The organism is Rhizobacter sp. AJA081-3 (genome assembly GCF_017795745.1).
Taxonomy (GTDB): Bacteria; Pseudomonadota; Gammaproteobacteria; order Burkholderiales; family Burkholderiaceae_C; genus Piscinibacter.
Map to the genome: position 1 here is coordinate 1110184 of NZ_CP059067.1, position 21848 is coordinate 1132031.

The following is a 21848-nucleotide window of genomic DNA, read 5'->3' on the forward strand; positions in this document are numbered from 1 at the left end:
ACCATGCGCAAACTCCTGATCGCCGTGCTGGGTTCCGTTCTGGCGGCTTCGGCCGTGGCCAAGCTTCCGCCGCCTTCCGACGAGGCCAAGGCCAAGGCGGCCGAGGCCGCGGCGAAGACCGCGCACGGCGGCAAGGTCGAGGCCTTCCTGCTGTGTCGCTCGATGGAAAGGGTCGCGGCCCGCTACCAGGCCGATGCCGCCAAGGCCGGCAAGACGGTCAACAAGGCCACCGAGACACCGGCCTGCGCCGACCCCGGCCCCTTCGTGCCGGCGGGCACCGCGGCGGCGCCGGCGGCCGCTCCTGCCGCGCCGGCCAAGGCGGCGGCGCCTGCCGCTGCACCGGCCAAGAAGACCTGAAAGCGGCATTCGCCGGGCCCGGGCCGCTGCTGCAGCGGCCCGTTCTCATTCCGCGGCTCTCCGTGGGCCTTCCCCGCTTCCCGTAGAGTTCCGGCATGACCGTCCGACTGACCCAGGCCAGCGCGCCCTTGATGCACTCGATCGAGGTGCGCGACGAGTTCGGTGCCACCCGCGAGATCGCCATCCCCGCCGAGCGCGCGCTGACGGTGTTCGTCGACAAGCGCGAACTGGTCACGCTGATGACGCTGGGCGCTGCGCCGGAGCTGCTCGTGCTGGGCTACCTGCGCAACCAGCGCCTGGTCGACAGCGTGGCCGACATCGATTCGATCACGGTGGATTGGGACGTGCAGGCCGCGGCGGTGGCCACGCGGGCCGGCATCGAGCGCTTCGACGAGAAGACGGCCAAGCGCGTGGTCACTACCGGTTGCGGCCAGGGCACGGTGTTCGGCGACCTGATGGGCGACCTCGACAGCATTTCACTGCCGCCGGCCAGCGAGGCCGCGGCGCGGCTGAGCCAGTCGAGCCTGTACGGCCTGCTCGACGCCGTGCGGCGCCAGGAGAGCACCTACAAGTCGGCCGGCTCGGTACACGGCTGCGCGCTGTTCCGACAGGACGAACTGCTGATGTTCGTGGAGGACGTCGGCCGCCACAACGCCATCGACACCATCGCCGGCTGGATGTGGCTGAACGGCGTGGACGGCGGCGACAAGGTCTTCTACACGACGGGGCGGCTGACCAGCGAGATGGTCATCAAGTCGGCGCAGATGGGTGTGCCGATCATCGTGTCGCGCAGCGGCATCACGCAGATGGGGCACGAGATCGCGGGTAGGCTCGGGCTGTGTCTGTTCGGCCGGGCGACCAACCGGCACTTCATCTGCTACGGGGGCTTCGAGCGCTTCGAGGCCGAGCCGGAGCCGGCGCGCACCGCGCCTTGAAGGGGCTCAGGCGATGCGGGCAAGATCCCGCATCATCGTCGGGCCGACACGGCGCTCGATCTCGCGCAGCAGCGGTTTGCCCCAACCGAGCGCGAACAGAGCCTCCGCGGTGACGAACATCGGGCCGACCAGCAGGCCGACGATGTCATCGACGAACGCCGGCTTGCGGCCCTCATACCAGTGGCCGATGAACTGGATGATCCAGCCCACCACGAAGAAGCCGATGCCCCAGGCCAGCCAGGCGCCGGTGCCGCTGTTGCCCACGTGGTGGGCCAGGGCGATCAGTGCGCCGACCGCCGCGGTGGTGGCCATGCCAAGCGACAGGTTGCCACGCGTCAGGTACCAGGCGGCCGCCAGCGCGAACACCACCCAGGCCGGCGACAGCGCCAGCCCGGCGAGCGCGAAAGCCGGCTTGGCCAGCAGCACGCCGACGGCGAACACGATCATCGGCACGCCGACGAAGTGGCTCGCGATGTTGCGGCGGTCGCGGTGGTAGAGGGCGTATTGGCTCAGGAGGTCGGTCGCGGCACGCATGCGGTTCTCCGGGATCATTTCAGGCTCAACTGTCGCACAGCTTCGGCCGGAGGTGCGGGACGGGGTCCCTAAAATGCACGCTTCCCGACCCGGAATTGCGCACATGAGCATCAAGAGCGACAAGTGGATACGGCGCATGGCCGAACAGCACGGCATGATCGATCCGTACGAACCCGGACAGGTGCGCACCGCTCCCGACGGCCACAAGATCGTCAGCTACGGCACCAGCAGCTATGGCTATGACATCCGCTGCGCGCGGGAGTTCAAGGTCTTCACGAACATCTACAGCACGGTGGTCGACCCGAAGAACTTCGACGAGCGCAGCTTCGTCGACATCGAGGCCGACGTCTGCGTCATCCCGCCCAACAGCTTTGCTCTGGCGCGCACCGTCGAGTACTTCCGCATTCCGCGCAACGTGCTGACCATCTGCCTGGGCAAGAGCACCTATGCGCGCTGCGGCATCATCGTCAACGTCACGCCCTTCGAACCCGAGTGGGAGGGCTACGTGACGCTGGAGTTCAGCAACACCACGCCGCTGCCCGCGAAGATCTACGCGGGCGAGGGCTGCGCGCAGGTGCTGTTCTTCGAGAGTGACGAAGTCTGCGAAACCAGCTACAAGGACCGCGGCGGCAAGTACCAGGGCCAACGCGGCGTCACGCTGCCCAAGACCTGAGCCGCCCACCAACAGGGAGACCGCCATGAAGTGGGAAGGCAACCGCGAGAGTGACAACGTCGAGGATGCGCGCTCCTCGCGGGGCGGCGGCGGCATGCGCCTGGGCGGCGGGCGCGGCATCGGGCTGGGCACGGTGGCGATCGCCCTGGTGGCCGGCTGGATCTTCGGCATCAACCCTCTGACGGTGCTGGGCCTGCTCAGCGGCGAGGGGCCGGGGCCGCAACAGCAGTCGGCGCCGGCGGGCAAACCGCCTGCGGACGACACCATGGCGCGCTTCGTGTCGGTGGTGCTGGCCGATACCGAAGACGTCTGGCGCGCCCAGTTCCAGCAGATGGGCGCCACCTACCGCGAGCCGAAGCTGCGGCTGTTCCGCGGCTCCGAGCCCACGGCCTGCGGCCAGGGCCAGGCGGCGATGGGGCCGTTCTACTGCCCGGGCGACCAGAAGGTCTACATCGACCTCGGGTTCTACGAGACCATGCGCACGCAGCTCGGCGCGCCGGGCGATTTCGCCCAGGCCTACGTGATCGCCCACGAGGTCGGCCACCACGTGCAGAACCTGATGGGCATCACCGCCAAGGTGGAGTCCACGCGAGGCCGTGTCAGCGAGGCACAGGGCAACGCGCTGAGCGTGCGCCTGGAGTTGCAGGCCGACTGTTTTGCCGGCCTGTGGGCTCACCACGCCCAGAAGGCGCGGCAGATCCTCGAGCAGGGCGACCTTGAAGAAGCGCTCAATGCGGCCGGCCAGATCGGCGACGATGCCTTGCAGCGCAAGTCACGCGGCACCGTGCAGCCGGAGAGCTTCACTCACGGCAGCAGCGCGCAGCGCGTCACCTGGTTCAAGCGCGGCCTGCAGACCGGCAGCGTCCAGCAGTGCAACACCTTCGAGGCGCGCCAGCTCTGATCGGCTCTCAGCGCAGCAGCGCGATCCAGTCGCAGCGCAGCCAGCCGCGGCGGTGCAGCCGGTCGCGCCACGCGACGTAGCGGCCCGGCGCGAAGACGAGCAGCACGGCGCCCAGCGCCGCCAGATCCCACTGCAGCAGCCAGGCGGTCGGTGCGCCGACCCAGCCGACCATCCACAGCGTCAGGAGGGTGGTCCAGACATGGCCCTCCATCGGATGGTCACCCCGATGCCGGAGAAACCACTGGCGCAATTCCTGGAACTGGTCGAGGGTCATGGCGCATCCCCTGGGGGCGACGGATGCGCACAGTGTAAGTTTGGCGTCAGCCAGGCGCCAGCCCCGAATTGCGACGGAATGAACGTGGCGACGCGTCAGTAGCTGCCCGGCAGCAGGATCGAGCGGTCGACCTGGGTCAGCTGCGTGTGGCCGCAGAAAGCCATCGTCACGTCGAGCTCCTTGTGGATGATCTGCAGCGCCTTGGTGACGCCCGCCTCGCCCATGGCGCCCAGCCCGTAGACCATCGCCCGGCCGATCATCGTGCCGCGCGCACCCAACGCCCAGGCCTTGAGCACGTCCTGGCCGCTGCGGATGCCGCCGTCCATCCAGACTTCGGTCTGCCGGCCCACCGCCTCGACGATCGCCGGCAGCGCCTCGATGCTGCTGGGCGCGCCGTCGAGCTGCCGGCCGCCGTGGTTGCTGACGACGATCGCGTCGGCGCCGCTGCCGACCGCCAGGCGCGCGTCTTCGACGTCCATGATGCCCTTGAGGATCAGCTTGCCGCCCCATTGCTTCTTGACCCACTCGACGTCGGCCCAGGACAGGCGCGGGTCGAACTGCTCGTGGGTCCAGGCGGCCAGCGAACTCATGTCGCTGACACCCTTGACGTGGCCGACCAGGTTGCCGAAGGTGTGTCGCCGCGTGCCGGCCATGCCCAGGCACCAGCGCGGCTTGGTCATCAGGTTGATGATGTTGGCGATCGTCGGCCGGGGCGGGGCGGTCAGGCCGTTCTTCAGGTCCTTGTGGCGCTGGCCGATGACCTGCAGGTCCAGCGTGAGCACCATCGCGCTGCACTTCGCCACCTTGCAGCGGTCGATCATGCGCGCCATGGCATCGCGGTCGCGCATCATGTAGAGCTGGAACCAGAATGGCGCCTTCGTGCTGGCGGCGATGTCCTCGATCGAGCAGATGCTCATCGTCGACAGCGTGAACGGGATGCCGAACTTCTCGGCCGCGCGTGCAGCCAGGATCTCGCCGTCGGCATGCTGCATGCCGGTCAGGCCGACAGGCGCGATGCACACGGGCATCTTCACGTCCTGGCCGACCATCTGCGTCGCCGTCGAGCGGTTCTCCATGTTTACCGCCACGCGCTGGCGCAGCTTGATCTTCTGGAAGTCGCTCTCGTTGGCGCGGTAGGTGGTCTCGGTCCAGGAGCCCGAGTCCGCGTAGTCGTAGAACATGCGCGGTACGCGCTTCTCGGCCAGCACGCGCAGGTCTTCGATGTTGGTGATCACGGGCATGGTCTTGTCTCCTGTCTCGTTGTAGCCGGCGATGCTAGCGGCGCCGCGAACGCCGACCCCGGAAAGATTTTCAGGGCTTGCCCGAAACCAGTGCCGCCGCCGCCTGCGTGGCCAGCTCGCACTCGCCGCGCAGCCAGTCGGCGAAGGCCGCCGCCGGGCCTTGCGCCGCGTGCGGCAGCAGGTAGTAGCGGAAGGCCGGCGGCGCAGTGACGCGGAACACCGGCACCAGCGCGCCCGCTGCCAGCCAGTGCCGCGCCAGGCTGGGCCGCGCCAGCACGACGCCCTGGCCGCTGACGGCCGCTTCCAGTGTCAGACCCAGGTCGACGAGCTTGGTGCCCATCGCCGGTTCGCCCCAGTCCAGGCCGGCCGCGGCGAACCAAGGCGCCCAGGGTTCCAGCGGCGTGCGCAGCAGCGGCGCGTCGCGCAGGTCGCGCGGCTGCGTCATCGGCCGCAGGCGCTGCAGCAGCGCCGGTGCGGCCATCGGCAGCACCTGCTCGTCGAGCAGTGGCTCTCCGGCGTGCGAGGCCGGGTCGCCGTGGCGCACCTCGACGTCGGCTTCGGTCGCCGCCGCGTCGAGGTAGGGAATCGACAGCACCACCTCCAGCTCGACCTGCGGATGCGCCGCCGTGAAGCGCTCCAGCGCCGGCACCAGGATCTGCCGCGCGAAGGTGGGCGGCGCGCTCACGCGCAGACGCTCGACGCGCTGCGCCGTGCGCCGGTGCAGCGGCACCGCAGCCAGCAGGCCGAGCGCCGTGCCGACCTGCGCGAGGTACTCCTTGCCCGTGGCGGTGAGCGACAGCGCCTTCGGCCCGCGGCTGAACAAGGGCGTGCCCAGCAGGTCCTCCAGCGCGGCGATGCGCTTGCCGATCGCACTGGCCGTCACGTTCAGTTCCTCGGCGGCGCGTTCGAAGCTGCCCAGGCGCGCGGCCGCCTCGAAGGCCCTCAGGCCCTCGATCGACGGGAAGCGGATGTCCGGCGACGCCATTGGCCGATTGTCGCCAAGCGGCGCGGCCGGTGGCCTGCGCTGCCGCAGTCAGCTGCGGCGGCGGCGCGGCACGAAGTTGAGCTGCCCCGTCAGCGTCAGCGGCGCGGCGGTGGACTGGACGCGCTGGATCGGCTGCTCCTGCAACTGGTCGGGGTGCCACAGCGACAGTTCGATGGCGCCATCGGGCACGTTCTCGAGCCGGGCGACGCCGTTGGCGTCGGTCTTCGCGAACCACGGCGTGGCGCTCACGTAGACCTGCCCGCGCATCGACGAATGCAGGTGGCAGCCCAGGCCGATCGGTCCTGCCTTGTCGACCTTCACGTCGACGCTGCTGGTGCCGCTCTTCTTGCGCACCGGCGGGGGCTTGTTCTGGTAGTCGTCGTCGGCGCTGCGCGGCGCCGGGGCTGACGCGTCCAGGCGCAGCTCGATGCTCTGCGCGGGCGGCGTGCTGCCCAGCGGGCCGCTGGGCATCGAGCGCACGTGGTGGTCGTAGCCGTCGCGGTTGACGAAGCGCAGCGTGCTGCCCGCGGGCACCACGGTCAGGAAGGGCTGGAACTTCAGGTCCTCCTGCGCGATGGTGGCGGTGACGCCGACGTTCGCCGGCACCGGCCGGCCTGGTGTCTCGACGAGGACGACGACATCGGGCGTCGGCTTGCCGTCCTTGTCGGTGACGGTGATCTGGACGGAGCCGGCTTGCGCGGCGAGGCTGCCGAGCGCCATGGCGGCGCCGAGGAGGATCTGCTTCATGCCGTCACGTCCCTTCAGGGTGTGTTGATGATCTGGCGGTGCATCGGCGCCAGCTTTGCGAGCAGGCGATTCTGCGCGACGAACGGGATGCCCTGCGCATCCATCGTGTCCTGCAGCACTTCCACGAGCGCATTGAAGTCGCCGCGCGTGACGTCCATGCCGTCGTGGGCCTTCTTCATGTCGGGGCCGTCGCGGCGGCAGGGGCCGCCGGACACCTCGCAGATCTGCAGGACGAGTTGCTCCTTCACGTGCTGCTGGTCCGAATCCTTGAAGAAGGGGCGCATGCGCGCATCGGCGAGCAGCCGCTCCATGAAACGGTCCATCAGCGTGGTCAGGCCGCCCTTGCCGCCGAGCGCCTGGTAGAGGCTGTCGTCGGCCGTGCGCTGCGGGGCGGTCTGGGCGAAGGCGCCGGCGCTGGCAAACAACGCAGCGGCCAGGGCGAGGTGGCGAAACATGGAGTTCATGCGGTGGCCTTTCATCAGAAGCCGATCTGCGCCGACAGGTAGGCGCCGCGCTGGCGACGCGGCTGCACGGCCGGGGCGATACGGCCCAGATCGACCCAGGCCAGCGTGATCGACAGGTGCTTGCTCGGCGCCCACGCGAGGAACAGGTCGGACCAGTCGTCCTCCTTCAGCGCGTCGCTGCCGAGCACGGATTCGTTGAGGTTGTCGGGCTTGGCGCGGTACTCGGCGCCGAGGGCGAGGTCGCGGCGCAGCAGGTAGGCCACCGATACCTCGGGCTGGAACTTGTAGCTGCCGCCGGCGGCACCGCCGAAGCCGAGCAGGCCGTTCTGGTTGGCCTTGGTGGCGCGCAGGGTGCCGCTGACGAGCAAACCTTGCGCGAGGAACAACTTGGTGGCGCTCAAATACAGGTCGGTGCCGCTGTCCTTGGCACCCAGCGGCCCGGTGAGCGTGGGGCCGAGCGCGCCGGCGTCGGTTTTCTTGTGGAGCACGCCGACGGCGACCTGCGGCATCAGCGTGTCGCTGTCGAGCACGGCGTCGCCGGCCAGACGCAGCTTGGCGCCGACGATGTTCTGCTTGAGGTGCAGCCCCGGCAGGCCCAGCGGCGCGAGGTTGTCGCCGGCATCGAAATCCTGGCGGGCGATCGACAGTTCGGCGCGGTCGCCGAAACCGACCGCGGCGCCGTACACGCCGAGCGCGTAGTCCTGCACCTTCACGCGGGTGAAGAAGGCCGTCGCACCGATCTCGCTGCCTGTGGCGTGGCTGCCGGTCACGGCCCAGGGCGTGAGCCCGCCTCCGGCCGCACCGTCGATGCTGCTCACGCCGCCGGTGAGCAGCAACTTGCCCTGGCCGGGCGTGAAGGCGAGTGCCGGGCTGGCAGAAGCAGCGACGAGCGCCGCCCAGGCAAGGGCGCGCAGCAGGGGGCATGGCATGGGTACGACTCCGGGTCTTGCGGCGAACGGTGCAGGATACGGAGCCACCTGCGGACCGGATGCACCGAGCTGCGGGCATTTGTCACGCCAGCGGCCTCGATCAGCCGATGACGGTCAGTCGGCGCCGTGCAGGTCGAACAGCGGCAGGCCGTAGTGGGCAGACGGTTCTTCGGCGCGGGAGGCTGCGGCAGGCTCGGGCGCGAGCGGCGCCACCAGGTCGCTCAGCCTGGCCAGCGCGCCGGCGCGCACCCCCAGCAGGCGCAGCCGGCGCGTCAGGTCGACCCGCTTGAGGCATTCGCCCGCCGCACGCCGGATGGTGCGCGCGTCGAGCGTGTGCGCCGGGAGCGTGAGGTCGCGCGTGACGGACTTGAAGTCGTCGAAGCGGAGCTTGATGCCGATGGTCTTGCTCGCGTAGCCCTTGCGCGCCAGGTCCCCGGCGAGTTCGACGCACAGCTCGGTGAAGATGGCCGAGAGCGTGGCCCGGTCGCGCACGGCGTGCAGGTCGCGCTCGAAGGTGGTTTCGCGGCTGATCGACACCGGCTCGCTGTAGGTGACCACCTCGCGCGCGTCGCGGCCGTGCGAGGCCTCGTGCAGCCAGCGGCCGTAGTTGGCGCCGAAATGTTCGACCAGGAACACCGGGTCGGCTGCCGCGATGTCGCCGATGGTGTGCAGGCCGAGCCCGGCGAGCTTCTCGCTGGCCTTCGGCCCGATGCCGTTGACCTTGCGCGCGGCCAGCGGCCAGATGCGCGCCGGGATGTCGGCGAAGCCCAGCAGCGTCAGGCCGTCGGGCTTGTCGAGTTCGGAGCACAGCTTGGACAGCAGCTTGTTGGGCGTGATGCCGATCGAGCAGGTCAGGCCGGTGGCGTCTTTCACGGCCTGCTTCAGCCGCGTCCCGATGGCGCTGCCGGCATCGTCGTGCACGCCGGGCAGCCCGCTCAGGTCGACGTAGATCTCGTCGATGCCGCGGTCCTCGACGCAGGGAGCGATCTCGCGCACCGCGGCCTTGAACAGGCGCGAGTACTTGCGGTACTCGTCGAAGTCCACCGGCAGCAGCACCGCGTCGGGCGCCAGCGCGGCCGCCTTCATCGTGCCCATGGCAGAGAACACGCCGAGCGCACGCGCCTCGTAGGTGCTGGTGGTGATGACGCCGCGGCCGGTGTAGTCGCGCAGCCGGAAGAAGCGGCGCGTGCCGTCGGGCAGCAGTTCGGGCTGGTGGCGGCGGCCGCCGCCGATGACCACCGGCAGCCCGCGCAGTTCAGGGTAGCGCAGCAGTTCGACCGACGCGTAGAACGCGTCCATGTCGAGATGCGCGATCAGGCGCGGCGCATCGGGGCTGTACATCCATACAGCATAGCGGCCACGCGAGGCGACGGCAAGCGCCGCCGCGGGGGGCGGGAATCAGGCGACGATGGCGCCGCCGCGCAGGCCGCGGTCGGCGCTGCCCTGGGGCGAGTAGGTGGTGTGGCCGTCGCGTGGCATCAGCACGTCCATCGCGCGGTCGAGCGCCGCGGTGGCGCGGGACAGCGATTCGCGCTGGGCGGCCACCAGACCGCTGGTGCGGGCCAGGCGCTGGCGCAGTGCCGGCGAGACGGGGCCGCTGCGGGCGGCGCGGGCGAACTGGTCGACCGCGCCCGACAGCGCCCGGTGCAACTCGTTGGCCTGCAGTTCGATGCCGGCCGAGTCGCGTGAGCGCAGCGCTTCGCCGAGCGCAGCCAGACGCTCCTCGACGGCCGTCAGCGCGGCATCGAGGCGGGGGTCGGAGCTGCCTTGCGGCGCGTCGCTCATGGGTGGATCAGCGCTGGACCTTGCCCAGCACTTCTTGCGCATTGGCGATCAGCTTGTCGGCGATCACCTCGGCGTTGATCTTGTAGCTGCCATCCGCGATGGCTTGCGAGATGCGCGAAACCTTCTCGGCATCGAAGTCCGCCGAGCTGGCGCCGGCCATCAGGCTGGCGGCCGAACTGGACAGTTCGACCTTGGCGCTGGGGTCAGCAGCTGTGGCGCTGCCGGCCTGCGGCTTGGCAGCCTCGGCCGCCGCCTTGGCGGGGGCGGCGGCGCTGTCAGCGGCCGCCACGTTGCGTTTCTCTGCAGGATTGCCGATCTTCATGGTGTTCTCCTGAGGGAGGAGCCGGAGCACTTCCCGACGTTCATGGTCGGAATATCGGTGCGGCCCGCCGTGACTTTAGGCTCTTTTCGGAGAAGTCCCTCGAACAGGGGGGAAGCGCTGATCACAGTTTGACCTCCACGCGGCGTTCGCCCACGGGCTCGGCGGTCAGGATGCGCCCACTTTCGGTACGAATTCGCGCCGGCTGGCCTTCGTTCCCCGGTGTCAGCGCCTGACCCTCGCCGGAGATGCTGAATCCGCTGCCCTGCGCGACCACCTGCACCGTGTCGCCGGCGGCGAACCACTGGCGCGGCTGCAGGTGCGTGGTTCGCACGCTGCGGCCCGCATCCATCGGGCGTGCCAGCGTACGGCCGACGGCCTGCTCTGGCCGCATCAGGGCCGCAGCCGCTTCTTCGGCCAGATCGACCTCGGCTTGAGCCAAGTCGCCCTCGACCAGCGTGCTGCCCACGGGCAGGGCGCGGGTGGCGACCCAGCGCCTGGCAAAGACTTTCACGGTGACGGGCAGGAACACGTTCCAGCGCGTCGGCCCGCGCAGGCAGCGCACGCCGATGCGGGTGCGGCCCCACATGCGGGCGTTTGGCGGCAGATAGGGCTGCACCTCGTCGCAGGGCGCCAGGCGCAGGCGCGGGTCGAGCGTGCCCACATCCACTTCCACACGCGCGGCCTTCTGTTCAGGCGTGGCGGTGGCGGCGAAGCGGCGCACCTGCTGCTGCAGCGGCGACTCGTCCAGCGGCGCGGCCTGCGCGGCCGGTGCGCACAGCACCGCCGCCGCCAGCAGGCGCAGCAGGAACGGGAAGACGAGAGCCCAGGAATGCATGTCGTCACTGTAGGAGCAGGTCGACAAGTACAGAGGCGGGAAATGGCGGCGGTTTGCCGTTCTATTCGCGCTTATGTCCGGCCGGGGGCTGAACAGAATCCTGTCACATCGCCTTACCGGGTCTCCGGTCGGGCCCAACCCGGATCGCGCCACCATGCTGAACCGACTCACCAACTCGCTGGACTTCCACGGTCAGGCCCTCGCGCTGCGGTCGGAGCGCCAGCGGCTGCTCGCCAGCAACATCGCCAATGCCGACACGCCCGGCTATGTGGCCCGCGACATGGATTTCGCCTCGGCGCTGCGCCAGGCCACCGGCAACGCGAGCGGCGGGTTGCCCTCGACGCTGAACACTTCGACCGCCGGCCACATCGCTGCGGCCACCGGCGCGCGCGCCGAGCCCAACCTGCTGTACGCCAGCGCCAGCCAGACCAACCTCGACCGCAACAGCGTCGACATGGACCGCGAGCGCGCCGCCTTCGCCGACAACAGCGTGAAGTACGAAGCCACGCTGCGCTTCATCAACGGCAACGTGCGCACGATGCTCGACGCCATCAAGGGCCAATAAGGAGAACTCGCATGTCGATGTTCAACATCTTCAACGTCTCGGGAAGTGCCGCATCGGCGCAGAGCCAGCGGCTGAACGTGGTGGCGAGCAACCTCGCCAACGCCGACACCGTGGCCGGACCCGACGGCCAGGCCTACAAGGCGCGCCAGGTGGTGTTCCAGACGCAGCTGATGGGCGAGGTCGGCGCGGCCGGCGTGCGCGTCAGCACCGTGCAGGAAGACCAGACGCAAGGCCGCCGCGTGCACGACCCCAAGCACCCCGGCGCCGACGCCGAGGGCTACGTGACCTACAGCAACGTGAACCCGGTGGAGGAGATGGTCAACATGATCTCCGCCTCGCGTTCGTACCAGAACAACGTCGAGGTGATGAACACCGCGAAGAGCCTGCTGCTGAAGACTCTGCAGATGGGCCAGTGAACCCGGACTGAACACACACCATGGCCGTCTCATCCGTCACCTCCGCCTCGACCGACCTGGCCGCCAAGACCAGCGCTGCCCCGGGCGACGCGTCCGACCGCTTCCTCAAGCTGCTGGTCGCGCAGATGCAGAACCAGGACCCGCTCAACCCGATGGACAACGCGCAGGTCACCAGCCAGATGGCGCAGATCAACACCGTCACCGGCATCGAGAAGCTGAACAGCTCGGTGGCGGGGCTGTCGACCCAGTTCATGCAGATGCAGGCGCTGCAGGGCGCCAGCCTGGTCGGCCGCGACGTGATCGTGCCCGGCAGCCAGCTCGACATCGTCGACGGCGTGGGGCAGGGCGGCTTCGAGCTGACTTCGCCGGCCGACGCGGTGAAGGTCGAGATCCTCTCGCCCAGCGGCCAGGTCGTCGAGACCCTGAAGCTCGGCGCGCAGAGCGCCGGCGTGCACAGCTTCGACTGGGCTGCCGGCAGCGCTACCAACGACAGCGGCCTGCGTTTCAAGGTCACTTCTACGCTTGGCGGCACCACCACCACCGCCACCGCGCTGATGCGCGACCGCGTCGATGCGGTGAGCACCAGCGGCACCGGCTTCAGCCTCGAATTGGCCCGCTCGGGCAGCGTCGAGTACAGCGCGGTCAAGGCCTTCAATTGATCCCGAATATCACCGAGGACACACCATGAGCTTCCAGCAAGGTCTTTCCGGACTGAACGCCACCAGCAAGAACCTGGAGGTGATCGGCAACAACGTCGCCAACGCCAACACCTTTGGCTTCAAGGCAGCGCGCGCCGAGTTCGCCGACATGTACGCCACCTCGATGAACGGCTCGGGCACCAGCAACATCGGCATCGGCGTGAACCTGTCCGCGGTGTCGCAGCAGTTCACGCAGGGCAACATCGTCACCACCGAGAACCCGATGGACCTGTCGCTCAACGGCGCGGGCTTCTTCCAGGTGACCGACGGCCGCAGCCCCGTCACGTACACGCGCAACGGCCAATTCAAGGTCGACCGCGACGGCTACGTCGTCAACAACTCGGGCGGCCAGCTGATGGGCTACCCGGCCGACGGCACCGGCACCATCCAGCCCGGCAACGCCAGCGCGCTGCGCATGCCCACCGCGGGCATCAACCCGGCGGCCACCTCGACCATCACGATGGAGATGAACCTCGACTCGCGCGCGGCCACCACGGTGCCCGCGGCCGGGCCGCAGATCATCCTGACCGACCCGACCACCTACAACAACGCCACCTCGGTGACGGTGTACGACGACAAGGGCCAGGACGTCGCGCTGACGTACTACTTCCAGAAGGCGGCCACCGACACCTGGAACGTCTACGTCACCGCCAACGGCACGCCGATCTCCACCACCGGCGCCGGCGTTCCGGCGCCGTCGACGACGATCAACTTCCCGGCCAACGGCGGCACGCCGACCGCGCCGGTGGGCACGGTGACGCTGAACATCCCGGCTTCGACCAACGCCAACGGCGCGCAGACCCTGGCGATCAGCGGCGTGCAGCTCGACCTGTCGGGCGCCACGCAGTACGGCTCCAACTTCGCGGTGACCGACCTGTCGCAGAACGGCTATGCGCCGGGCCAGCTGGTGGGCATCCAGTTCGAAGGCAACGGCATCATCACCGCACGCTATTCCAACGGCCAGTCCAAGCCGGCCGGCCAGGTGGAGATCGCCACCTTCCGCAACCCGCAAGGCCTGCAGCCGCTGGGCAGCAACGCCTGGTCGCGCAGCTTCGCGTCGGGCGACCCGGTGCTGGGCGTGCCCGGCGACGGCAACCTGGGCACCATCCAGTCGGGCTCGCTGGAAGAATCGAACACCGACCTCACCGGCGAGCTGGTCAACATGATCACCGCGCAGCGCGTCTACCAGGCCAACGCGCAGACGATCAAGACGCAGGACCAGGTGCTGCAGACGCTCGTCAACCTGCGTTGATCACGACGCGCACGCACTGAACTGAAGGACCGCCATGGACCGCATGATCTACCTGAGCATGTCCGGCGCGAAGGCGACCATGCAGCGCCAGGACGTGCTCGCGAACAACCTCGCGAACGCCTCCACGGTGGGCTTTCGCGCCGAGCTGCACGCCTTCCGCTCGGTGCCGGTCGAAGGCAGCGGCGCCAGCACGCGCGTCTACGCGCTCGAGTCGACGCCTGGCTACAGCGACGCGCCCGGCGTCGTCAGCAACACCGGCCGGCCGATGGACGTGGCGATGCGCGGCAACGCCTGGCTCGCGGTGCAAGGCCTGGACGGCACCGAGGCCTACACGCGCGGCGGCTCGCTCGAGACCACCGCCGACGGCACCGTGGTCACGCACAGCGGCCTGACGGTGCTCGGCGACGGCGGGCCGATCCAGGTGCCGGCCAACAGCGAAGTCAGCATCGCCGCCGACGGCACGGTCAGCGCGCGTGGTGCCAACGGCCGAAGCGCGACGGTGGGCCGGCTCAAGCTGGTCACGCCCGAGGCGCCGCTGGAGCGCGGCACCGACGGCCTGTTCCGCGCGACGGAGGGCGATCTGCCCGCCGATGCGACGGCTCGCCTGCAGGACGGTGCGCTCGAGGGCAGCAACGTCAGCCCGGTCGAGACCATGGTCGCCATGATCTCCGCGGCACGGCAGTTCGAGGCGCAGATGCGCATGCTGCAGACGGCGGAGAACAACGAGAAGACGGCGGCGCAGTTGCTGTCGATGTCCTGACGGACTGTTCGTTGCGTGACAGCCCGCCGGTCGCGCCCGGCCGGCGGTAACTTTCATTTGCTGGCCCAAATGAAAGTCACCAAAGCAAAGGGCCTCGAACACGATCAGGCCGGTTTGCATGGCAGCAGACCCGAGGCGGCTGTTCCGCGCTCTGCTGACCCGGAGCGTCGAGCGGATGTTGGACGAGCTTGCGGTTCGATGGGGCTTGGCATTCACCAGCCGAACCCTTTGGCCAGCGGCAGCAGCCAAATCGTGTTCAGGCCCTCTTCTTTGGGTCCTTTCTTCTGGGCCAGCAGAAGAAAGGACCTCGCCGGCCGGGCGAGACCGGCGGGCTCTCCGCAGGGGACCAAGAAGGACCGACTTCCACCCGCTTTTCAGCGCGTCGCACGACTCAAGCCCGAGCCAAGATCGGCAGCAACCGAGAAAGGGCTCTAGCCATGATGCGATCGCTGTGGACCTCGAAGACCGGCATGGAAGCCCAGCAGACGCAGCTGGACGCCATCTCGCACAACCTCGCCAACGCCTCGACCAACGGCTTCAAGAAGTCGCACGTGGTGTTCGAGGACCTGATGTACCAGAACATCCGCCAGGCCGGAGCGAACAGCTCCGAGCAAACCACGCTGCCCACGGGCCTGCAGGTCGGCCTGGGCACCCGTGCCGTGGCCAACGTGCGCAGCTTCACGCAGGGCAACCTGCAGCAGAGCAGCAACCCGCTGGACCTGGCCGTGCAGGGCAACGGTTTCTTCGAGGTGCAGATGCCCGACGGCACCACCGGCTACACGCGCGACGGCTCGTTCCAGGTCAACGCGCAGGGCCAGCTGGTCACCAACAACGGCTATCTGCTGCAGCCCGGCATCACCATCCCCGCCACCGCGCAGAGCGTGACCATCGGCACCGACGGCACGGTCAGCGTCTCGCTGCCGGGCCAGGCGCAGCCGCAGTCGGTGGGGCAGATCCAGCTCGCCAGCTTCGTCAACCCGGCCGGCCTGGAGCCCAAGGGCCAGAACCTGTACGCCGAGACAGCCGCCTCGGGCGCTCCCGCCACCGGCGCGCCGGGCAGCAACCAGCTCGGCACGCTGAAGCAGGGCTTCGTCGAGACCTCGAACGTCAACGTCGTCGAAGAGCTGATCGGCATGATCCAGACACAACGCGCCTACGAGCTCAACTCGAAGGCGATCCAGACCTCCGACCAGATGCTGCAGAAGCTCGGCCAGCTGTGATGAACAAGATGCTCCGACCGCTCGCTGCCTTGTCCGCCATCGCCGCTGCCACGCTGCTGTCCGGCTGCCAGACGCTCAATGCCCCGGCCAAGGTCGACGTTGCCGAGCCCACCGCCGCGCTGCCCATTGCGCAGCCCGCGCCGGTGGTCAACAACGGCGCGATCTTCCAGGCCGCGCAGTACCGGCCGCTGTTCGAGGACCACCGCGCGCGGCTGGTCGGCGACACGCTGACGGTGCAGATCGTCGAGAAGGTCTCGGCCAGCCAGAAGAGCACCAGCAGCATCGACAAGAGCGGCAAGCTCAGCGCCGGCGTGACCGCGCTGCCCTTCGTCTCGGCCAACTCCTTCGGCCGCGCCAGCGCCGCCGGCACCTCGAGCAACACCTTCGAGGGCAAGGGCAGCACCGAGAACACCAACGACTTCTCCGGCACCATCACCGCCACGGTGACCGGCGTGCTGCCCAACGGCCACCTGCTGGTGGCCGGCGAGAAGCAGATCGGCGTGAACCACAACGTCGACGTGCTGCGCTTCTCGGGCCAGGTGGACCCGCGCGCCATCCAGCCGGGCAACACCGTCGCCTCGGCGCTGATCGCCAATGTGCGCATCGAGCACCGCGGCCGCGGCGCGCAGGCCGAGTCGCAGGGAATAGGCTGGCTCGCACGCTTCTTTTTGAACGTTCTGCCGATCTAGCAGCGCGAAGAATGGGGTCATGGACAATGACTCCCACCCCGACCGCACCGAACGCCTGATCCGTGCGCTGATCGCAGCGACGGTGGTGATGGCCAGCGCCGCCCTGTGGTGGCCGGTCACCGCGAACGCCGCGCGCATCAAGGAGCTCGCCTCCGTTCAGGGCGTGCGCAGCAACCCGCTGGTGGGCTACGGCCTCGTCGTGGGCCTGGACGGCACTGGCGACCAGACCACCTCCACCCCCTTCACCGCGCAGAGCATCGCCGCGATGCTGCAGCAGATGGGCGTGACGGTGCCCCCCGGCGCCAGCATGCAGCTCAAGAACGTCGCCGCGGTGCTCGTCACCGCGCAGCTGCCGCCCTTCGCGCAACCGGGGCAGACGCTGGACGTGAATGTCTCCTCGCTGGGCAACGCCAAGAGCTTGCGCGGCGGCACGCTGATCGCCACGCCGCTCAAGGGCGCCGACGGCCAGGTCTACGCGCTGGCGCAGGGCAACCTGATCGTCGGCGGCGCGGGCGCCTCGGCTGGCGGCTCCAAGGTTCAGATCAACCACCTCAGCGCCGGCCGTGTGCCCGAGGGCGCCACCGTCGAGCGCGCCGTGCCCACGCCGCTGAACCAGGGCGAATTCCTGCAGCTCGATCTCAACGCCAACGACTTCGGCACCGCGCGCGAGGTGGCCAAGGCGATCAACACGAAGATGGGCGAGGGCATCGCGCTGGCGCTCGATGGCCGTGTCATCCGCGTGCGCATGCCGGCCTCGCCCGATGCGCGCGTGTCCTTCATGGCCGACATCGAGAACCTGCCCATCGAGCGCGCCGCGCCGGCCGCGCGGGTGGTGATCAACGCGCGCACCGGCTCGATCGTCGTCAACCAGGCGGTCACGCTGTCGTCCTGCGCGGTGGCACACGGCAACCTGTCGGTGACCATCAGCACCACGCCCGTCGTGAGCCAGCCCAACCCGCTGTCCGGCGGGCAGACGGTGGCGCGCGAGAAGTCCGACATCACCATCAACCAGGCGCCCGGCTCGCTGATCCAGATGCCCGCCGGAACGCAGCTCGTCGACGTGGTGAAGGCGCTGAATTCGCTGGGCGCCACGCCGCAGGACCTGCTGGCGATCCTGCAGGCCATCAAGGCCGCGGGCGCACTCAACGCAGAGCTGGAGGTGATCTGATGGCCATCAATGCGAATTCCCCGCTGGCCACCGACACGCGCTCGATCGACGCGCTGAAGGCCAGCGCCGCGCGCGACCCGAAGGCCGCCATCAAGGAGGCCGCCAAGCAGTTCGAGGCGCTGTTCATGCAGCAGATCATGAAGAGCATGCGCGAGTCGACGATGAGCTCGGGCATGCTCGATAACTCGGGCACGCAGATGGGCACCGAGATGCTCGACACGCAGTTCGCCACCAAGATGACCGGCCTGCCCGGCGGTCTGTCGGAGGTGATCGCGCGGCAGCTCGAGCGGCAGATGGGCGGTGCGCAGCCGGCGATTCCCGACACCGCCGCGACCAAGACGCCGCCCAAGGTCACGCCCACGCAGGCCGGCTTCGTGCAGCAGCACAGCAGCGCCGCTCGCGCCGCCGAGGCGGCCACCGGAATCCCGGCAGCCTTCATGGTGGCGCAGGCGGCGCATGAATCGGGCTGGGGCAAGCGCGACATCCGCAACGCCGACGGCAGCTCGTCGAACAACCTGTTCGGCATCAAGGCCGGCGCGTCCTGGAAGGGCGCGGTCGCCGAGGTGACGACCACCGAATACGTCGACGGGCAGCCGCGCAAGGTGACGGCGAAGTTCCGCGCCTACGCCTCGGCCGCCGACTCCTTCGCCGACTACGCGCAGCTGATGAAGACCAGCCCGCGGTACACCGGCGTGCTGGCCAACGCGAGCACCGCCGAAGGCTTCGCACGCGGCTTGCAGAAGGCCGGCTACGCCACCGACCCGGCCTATGCCGACAAGCTGGCCCGCACGATCAACACCACGTTGCGCCTTCAGCGCGCCGTGACCTGAAGGGACCGACGCCATGGGCGCTTCCGCACTGATGTCGCTGGGCATGCGCGCGATGACCGCGAACTACGCGGCCTTGCAGGCCACCGGCCACAACATCGCCAACGTCAACACCGCCGGCTACTCGCGCCAGAGCGTCGAGCTGGAGACCAACGGCGGGCAGTTCACCGGCGCCGGCTTCTTCGGCAAGGGCGTCAACGTGGCGAGCGTGAAGCGCGAGCACAGCGAGTTCCTCACCCGCGAGGCCTCGACCAGCCGCGCCATCGCCGCCGCCGACGAGGCGCGCAGCAATCAATTGCAGCAGCTCGAGAAGGCCTTCCCGCTCGGCGAGCAGGGCATCGGCTACGCGGCCGGGCAGCTCTTCAACGCCTTCGTCGACGTGGCCAACAAGCCGGCCGACGCCTCCTCGCGCCAGGTGGTGCTGGCACGCACCGGCGAGTTCGCGACGCGGCTGCGCAGCGCCGGCGAACAGATCGACAACATCCAGCAGGGCGTGACCGAGGAGCTGCGCGCCAGCATCACACAGGTCAACATGCTGGCCGGCCGAGTGGCCGAGCTGAACCAGAAGATTGCCGCGGCGCAGGGTTCCGGCCAGACGCCCAACGACCTGCTCGACCAGCGCGACCAGGCCATCAGCGACATCAGCCAGTACCTGCAGGTCAACACCATCGCGGCCGGCGACGGCAGCATGAGCGTGTTCATCGGCGGCGGCCAGAAGCTGGTGCTGGGCACGCAGACGACCAAGCTGGTCGCGGTGACGGATGCCTTCGATCCCTCGCGCCTGCAGCTCGGCGTGAACGACTCCGGCTCGCTGCGCGAGATGCCCAACGAGCTGATCACCGGCGGATCGATTGCCGGGCTGCTGCGCTTCCAGAACAGCGATCTGATCGATGCGCGCAACCAGCTCGGCCAGATCGCCGCGGCGGTGGCCGGCAGCGTGAACCGCCAGCAGGCCCTGGGCCTGGATGGCAGCCAGCCGGCGGTGGCCGGCTCGCCGCTGCTGTCGGTCGGCGGCCCGCGGGTGCTGCCTTCGTCGAACAACGCCAGCGTCGCCGGGGTGCCGGTGGCGAGTTACGTCAACGGCAGCGGCGACCGCGTGCCCAGCGTGAGCCTGTCAGTGGTGGAACCCACCGAACTGCAGGCCAGCGACTACGAACTCTTCGCCGACCCCAGCCTCGCCGCGGGCAGCTACACGCTGACGCGGCGCAGCGACGGCAGCAGCCAGACGGTGAGCAACGGCTCCATCGTCGACGGCTTCCGCATCGACATCGTCGCGCCCGCCCCGGCGGCCAACGACCGCTTCCTGCTGCAGCCGGTGGCGGCCGCGGCCAGCCGGGCCACGCTGGCCCTGGACAACCCGCGCGGCATCGCCGCGGCTTCGCCGGTGATGGCGACCTTCGACGTCGACAACACCGGCACGGCCACGCTGGCCGCGCTGAGCGCCACCGGCACGGCGCCGGCCGCGGCCGAACTGACCGCGACGCTGACCTTCACCAACAACACCGGCGCGTACAACTGGGAGCTGCGCGACGCCAGCAACGCCCTGGTGCGCAGCGGCACCGGCACCTGGACGGCCGGCCAGAGCATCCGCAGCGACGCCTGGACGCCGGCCACGCCGGCGCAGCGCTACGACTGGGAGCTCTCGCTCAGCGGCGTGCCGCGCAGCGGCGACATCCTGACGGTGGGCAAGACCAGTTTCCCCGCCGCCGACAACGGCAATGCCCGCGCGATGATGGGCCTGCGCGATGCCGGCCTGGTCGGCCAGGTCACGCAGGCCAGCGGCACGGTGGTGCCCGGCGTCAGCGTCACCGATGCCTACGCCAACGTGCTGGCCAACGTCGGCGTGCGGGTGCAGAGCGCCAAGTACTCGGCGCAGCAGTCGGCCTCGATCGCCGACGACGCCAAGGCCGCCCTGACCGACAAGACCGGCGTCAACCTCGACGAGGAAGCGGCGCGGCTGATCCAGTTCCAGCAGAGCTACCAGGCCGCGGCCAAGATGCTGCAGGTCGCGCAGTCGCTGTTCGACACGCTGCTGCAGACCGCCGGCTGAAGGAGAAGCACACCATGTCATCGCGCATCAGCACCACCCGCGTCCACGAGGCCGGTATCGAGACCCTGCAGAAGCGGCAGGTCGAGCTCGCCGGCGCCCAGGAACGGCTCACCTCGGGCAAGCGCGTGGCCAAGGCCAGCGACGACCCGGCCGCGGCGGCCCGCGCCGAGCGCGCGCTGGCCGGCGAGATGCGTGCCCAGACCAGCGAGCGCGCGGTCGAGGCCAGTCGCACTGCCATGTCGCTGTCGGAGACGGCGATGGGCGACGTGGTCGAGCTGCTGCAGCAGGCGCGCGAGGCGATGGTCGCCGCCGGCAATGCCTCGTACACCGACAACGAGCGCCGCGGCCTGGCCGAGAAGCTCACCTCGATCCGCCAGCAGCTGCTGTCGGTGGCCAACCGCACCGATGGTGCCGGCAGCTTCCTGTTCGGCGGGCAGGGCGCCGGCTCGGCGCCCTTCGTCGATGCGGCCGGCGGCGTGCAGTACCGCGGCATCGCTGGCGAACGCCGCACCGAACCGGCCACCGACCTGCCGCTGACGATCAACGGCGACGGCGTGTTCATGACTTCGCTGACCGGCAACGGCGTGTTCCAGACCAGCGCAGCGGCCGGCGTCACGCAGGCCTGGATTGACAATGGTCAGGTCAGCGACCCGTCCGCGCTGACCGGTTCCACCTACACGCTGCAGTTCAGCATCGCCGCCGGCGCCACCACCTACGCGGTGCTGGAGAACGGCCTGCCCACGGCCGTGACCGCAGCGCCGTATGTCTCGGGGCGCGACATCACGGTGGACGGCCAGACCTTCCGCATCAGCGGCGCGCCGGCCAGCGGCGACCAGTTCACGGTGCAGCCGTCGACCGCCACGCTGTCGGTGTTCGACACGCTGGACCGCGCCATCGGCCAGCTCGGCACGCCGAGCCGCACGGCCGCGCAGATCGCCCAGGGCAACACCGACGCGTTGCGCGACCTCGACCAGTCCATGTCTCAGCTGCAGGGCGCGCGCGCCGCCGCCGGCGAGATGCTGGTGCGCATCGACAGCGAGACCGGCCGCCTGGCCGACCAGAAGCTGGCCAATCAAAGCGAGCGCAGTCGTGCGGAAGATCTCGACATGACCGATGCGATCTCGAAGTTCCAGAACCTGCAAACCGGATACGATGCCGCGCTGAAGTCGTACTCGATGGTGCAGCGACTGTCGCTGTTCCAGTATCTCAACACGTAAGGCC

Annotated in this window: 26 protein-coding genes; 15 read left to right on the plus strand and 11 right to left on the minus strand. The window is 69.4% G+C overall.

Features of this window, described 5'->3' with window-relative positions; all coding sequences use genetic code 11:
* Positions 1 to 3: 3 nt before the first annotated feature.
* A complete protein-coding gene (locus HZ992_RS05475; RefSeq protein ID WP_209385675.1) occupies positions 4 to 357 on the plus strand; it encodes a hypothetical protein in 354 nt (117 codons plus the stop codon).
* Between the two features lie 95 nt (positions 358 to 452).
* Entirely contained in the window at positions 453 to 1292 is an 840-nt protein-coding gene (locus tag HZ992_RS05480; RefSeq protein WP_209385676.1) for a formate dehydrogenase accessory sulfurtransferase FdhD, read from the plus strand.
* 6 nt (positions 1293 to 1298) lie between these two features.
* Here HZ992_RS05480 and HZ992_RS05485 read toward each other — a convergent pair whose 3' ends face one another.
* Positions 1299 to 1826, minus strand: coding sequence for an Mpo1 family 2-hydroxy fatty acid dioxygenase (locus tag HZ992_RS05485; protein WP_209385677.1), 528 nt, complete (start codon positions 1824 to 1826; stop codon positions 1299 to 1301).
* A 103-nt stretch (positions 1827 to 1929) separates the two neighbouring features.
* Between HZ992_RS05485 and dcd the strand changes: the two genes are divergently transcribed.
* Positions 1930 to 2499, plus strand: a complete 570-nt coding sequence (gene dcd / locus HZ992_RS05490) for a dCTP deaminase (RefSeq protein WP_209385678.1) — start codon at positions 1930 to 1932, stop codon at positions 2497 to 2499.
* 25 nt (positions 2500 to 2524) lie between these two features.
* Positions 2525 to 3400, plus strand: coding sequence for a KPN_02809 family neutral zinc metallopeptidase (locus HZ992_RS05495; RefSeq protein WP_209385679.1), 876 nt, complete (start codon positions 2525 to 2527; stop codon positions 3398 to 3400).
* Positions 3401 to 3407: 7 nt separating this feature from the next.
* Here the strand turns inward: HZ992_RS05495 and HZ992_RS05500 are convergent, their stop codons facing one another.
* From HZ992_RS05500 to flgA, 10 genes are all read right to left on the minus strand, one after another.
* Positions 3408 to 3674 (minus strand): hypothetical protein, encoded by a 267-nt coding sequence (locus tag HZ992_RS05500; RefSeq protein WP_209385680.1) that lies wholly within the window; start codon positions 3672 to 3674, stop codon positions 3408 to 3410.
* Positions 3675 to 3769: 95 nt separating this feature from the next.
* Positions 3770 to 4915, minus strand: coding sequence for an alpha-hydroxy acid oxidase (locus HZ992_RS05505; RefSeq protein WP_209385681.1), 1146 nt, complete (start codon positions 4913 to 4915; stop codon positions 3770 to 3772).
* Between the two features lie 70 nt (positions 4916 to 4985).
* Positions 4986 to 5900 (minus strand): LysR substrate-binding domain-containing protein, encoded by a 915-nt coding sequence (locus HZ992_RS05510; protein ID WP_209385682.1) that lies wholly within the window; start codon positions 5898 to 5900, stop codon positions 4986 to 4988.
* 48 nt (positions 5901 to 5948) lie between these two features.
* Positions 5949 to 6647, minus strand: a complete 699-nt coding sequence (locus HZ992_RS05515) for a cupredoxin domain-containing protein (protein ID WP_209385683.1) — start codon at positions 6645 to 6647, stop codon at positions 5949 to 5951.
* Positions 6648 to 6661: 14 nt separating this feature from the next.
* Positions 6662 to 7111 carry a group I truncated hemoglobin gene (locus HZ992_RS05520; RefSeq protein ID WP_209385684.1) on the minus strand — a complete coding sequence of 150 codons (450 nt, stop codon included), beginning with the start codon at positions 7109 to 7111 and terminating at the stop codon, positions 6662 to 6664.
* A 14-nt stretch (positions 7112 to 7125) separates the two neighbouring features.
* On the minus strand, positions 7126 to 8040 hold the full coding sequence (locus HZ992_RS05525; protein WP_209385685.1) for a DUF3034 family protein: 915 nt from the start codon (positions 8038 to 8040) through the stop codon (positions 7126 to 7128).
* A 114-nt stretch (positions 8041 to 8154) separates the two neighbouring features.
* Complete coding sequence (locus tag HZ992_RS05530; RefSeq protein WP_245213358.1) at positions 8155 to 9381, minus strand: DNA polymerase Y family protein; 1227 nt, start codon at positions 9379 to 9381, stop codon at positions 8155 to 8157.
* Between the two features lie 57 nt (positions 9382 to 9438).
* On the minus strand, positions 9439 to 9825 hold the full coding sequence (locus tag HZ992_RS05535; RefSeq protein ID WP_209385686.1) for a hypothetical protein: 387 nt from the start codon (positions 9823 to 9825) through the stop codon (positions 9439 to 9441).
* Positions 9826 to 9832: 7 nt separating this feature from the next.
* Positions 9833 to 10147 (minus strand): flagellar biosynthesis anti-sigma factor FlgM, encoded by a 315-nt coding sequence (gene flgM, locus HZ992_RS05540; RefSeq protein ID WP_209385687.1) that lies wholly within the window; start codon positions 10145 to 10147, stop codon positions 9833 to 9835.
* A gap of 121 nt (positions 10148 to 10268) precedes the next feature.
* Positions 10269 to 10982, minus strand: coding sequence for a flagellar basal body P-ring formation chaperone FlgA (gene flgA / locus HZ992_RS05545; RefSeq protein WP_209385688.1), 714 nt, complete (start codon positions 10980 to 10982; stop codon positions 10269 to 10271).
* A gap of 154 nt (positions 10983 to 11136) precedes the next feature.
* Between flgA and flgB the strand changes: the two genes are divergently transcribed.
* From flgB to flgL, 11 genes are all read left to right on the plus strand, one after another.
* Positions 11137 to 11547, plus strand: a complete 411-nt coding sequence (flgB, locus tag HZ992_RS05550) for a flagellar basal body rod protein FlgB (protein ID WP_209385689.1) — start codon at positions 11137 to 11139, stop codon at positions 11545 to 11547.
* A gap of 11 nt (positions 11548 to 11558) precedes the next feature.
* Positions 11559 to 11963: a flagellar basal body rod protein FlgC gene (gene flgC / locus HZ992_RS05555; protein WP_209385690.1), complete on the plus strand. Its 405-nt coding sequence runs from the start codon at positions 11559 to 11561 to the stop codon at positions 11961 to 11963.
* 20 nt (positions 11964 to 11983) lie between these two features.
* Entirely contained in the window at positions 11984 to 12622 is a 639-nt protein-coding gene (locus HZ992_RS05560; RefSeq protein WP_209385691.1) for a flagellar hook assembly protein FlgD, read from the plus strand.
* A gap of 25 nt (positions 12623 to 12647) precedes the next feature.
* Positions 12648 to 13913, plus strand: coding sequence for a flagellar hook protein FlgE (gene flgE, locus HZ992_RS05565; protein WP_209385692.1), 1266 nt, complete (start codon positions 12648 to 12650; stop codon positions 13911 to 13913).
* A 34-nt stretch (positions 13914 to 13947) separates the two neighbouring features.
* Positions 13948 to 14673, plus strand: a complete 726-nt coding sequence (gene flgF, locus HZ992_RS05570; RefSeq protein WP_209385693.1) for a flagellar basal-body rod protein FlgF — start codon at positions 13948 to 13950, stop codon at positions 14671 to 14673.
* A 437-nt stretch (positions 14674 to 15110) separates the two neighbouring features.
* Complete coding sequence (gene flgG, locus HZ992_RS05575; RefSeq protein ID WP_209385694.1) at positions 15111 to 15893, plus strand: flagellar basal-body rod protein FlgG; 783 nt, start codon at positions 15111 to 15113, stop codon at positions 15891 to 15893.
* A gap of 8 nt (positions 15894 to 15901) precedes the next feature.
* Positions 15902 to 16582, plus strand: a complete 681-nt coding sequence (locus HZ992_RS05580; RefSeq protein ID WP_371816821.1) for a flagellar basal body L-ring protein FlgH — start codon at positions 15902 to 15904, stop codon at positions 16580 to 16582.
* Positions 16583 to 16601: 19 nt separating this feature from the next.
* On the plus strand, positions 16602 to 17750 hold the full coding sequence (locus HZ992_RS05585) for a flagellar basal body P-ring protein FlgI (RefSeq protein ID WP_371816792.1): 1149 nt from the start codon (positions 16602 to 16604) through the stop codon (positions 17748 to 17750).
* Positions 17750 to 18580 carry a flagellar assembly peptidoglycan hydrolase FlgJ gene (gene flgJ, locus HZ992_RS05590; RefSeq protein ID WP_209385696.1) on the plus strand — a complete coding sequence of 277 codons (831 nt, stop codon included), beginning with the start codon at positions 17750 to 17752 and terminating at the stop codon, positions 18578 to 18580. Before HZ992_RS05585 ends, flgJ begins: the two co-directional genes overlap by 1 nt.
* Positions 18581 to 18593: 13 nt before the next feature.
* Positions 18594 to 20627 carry a flagellar hook-associated protein FlgK gene (gene flgK, locus HZ992_RS05595; protein WP_209385697.1) on the plus strand — a complete coding sequence of 678 codons (2034 nt, stop codon included), beginning with the start codon at positions 18594 to 18596 and terminating at the stop codon, positions 20625 to 20627.
* Positions 20628 to 20641: 14 nt separating this feature from the next.
* Positions 20642 to 21844: a flagellar hook-associated protein FlgL gene (flgL, locus tag HZ992_RS05600; RefSeq protein WP_209385698.1), complete on the plus strand. Its 1203-nt coding sequence runs from the start codon at positions 20642 to 20644 to the stop codon at positions 21842 to 21844.
* Positions 21845 to 21848 lie beyond the last annotated feature (4 nt).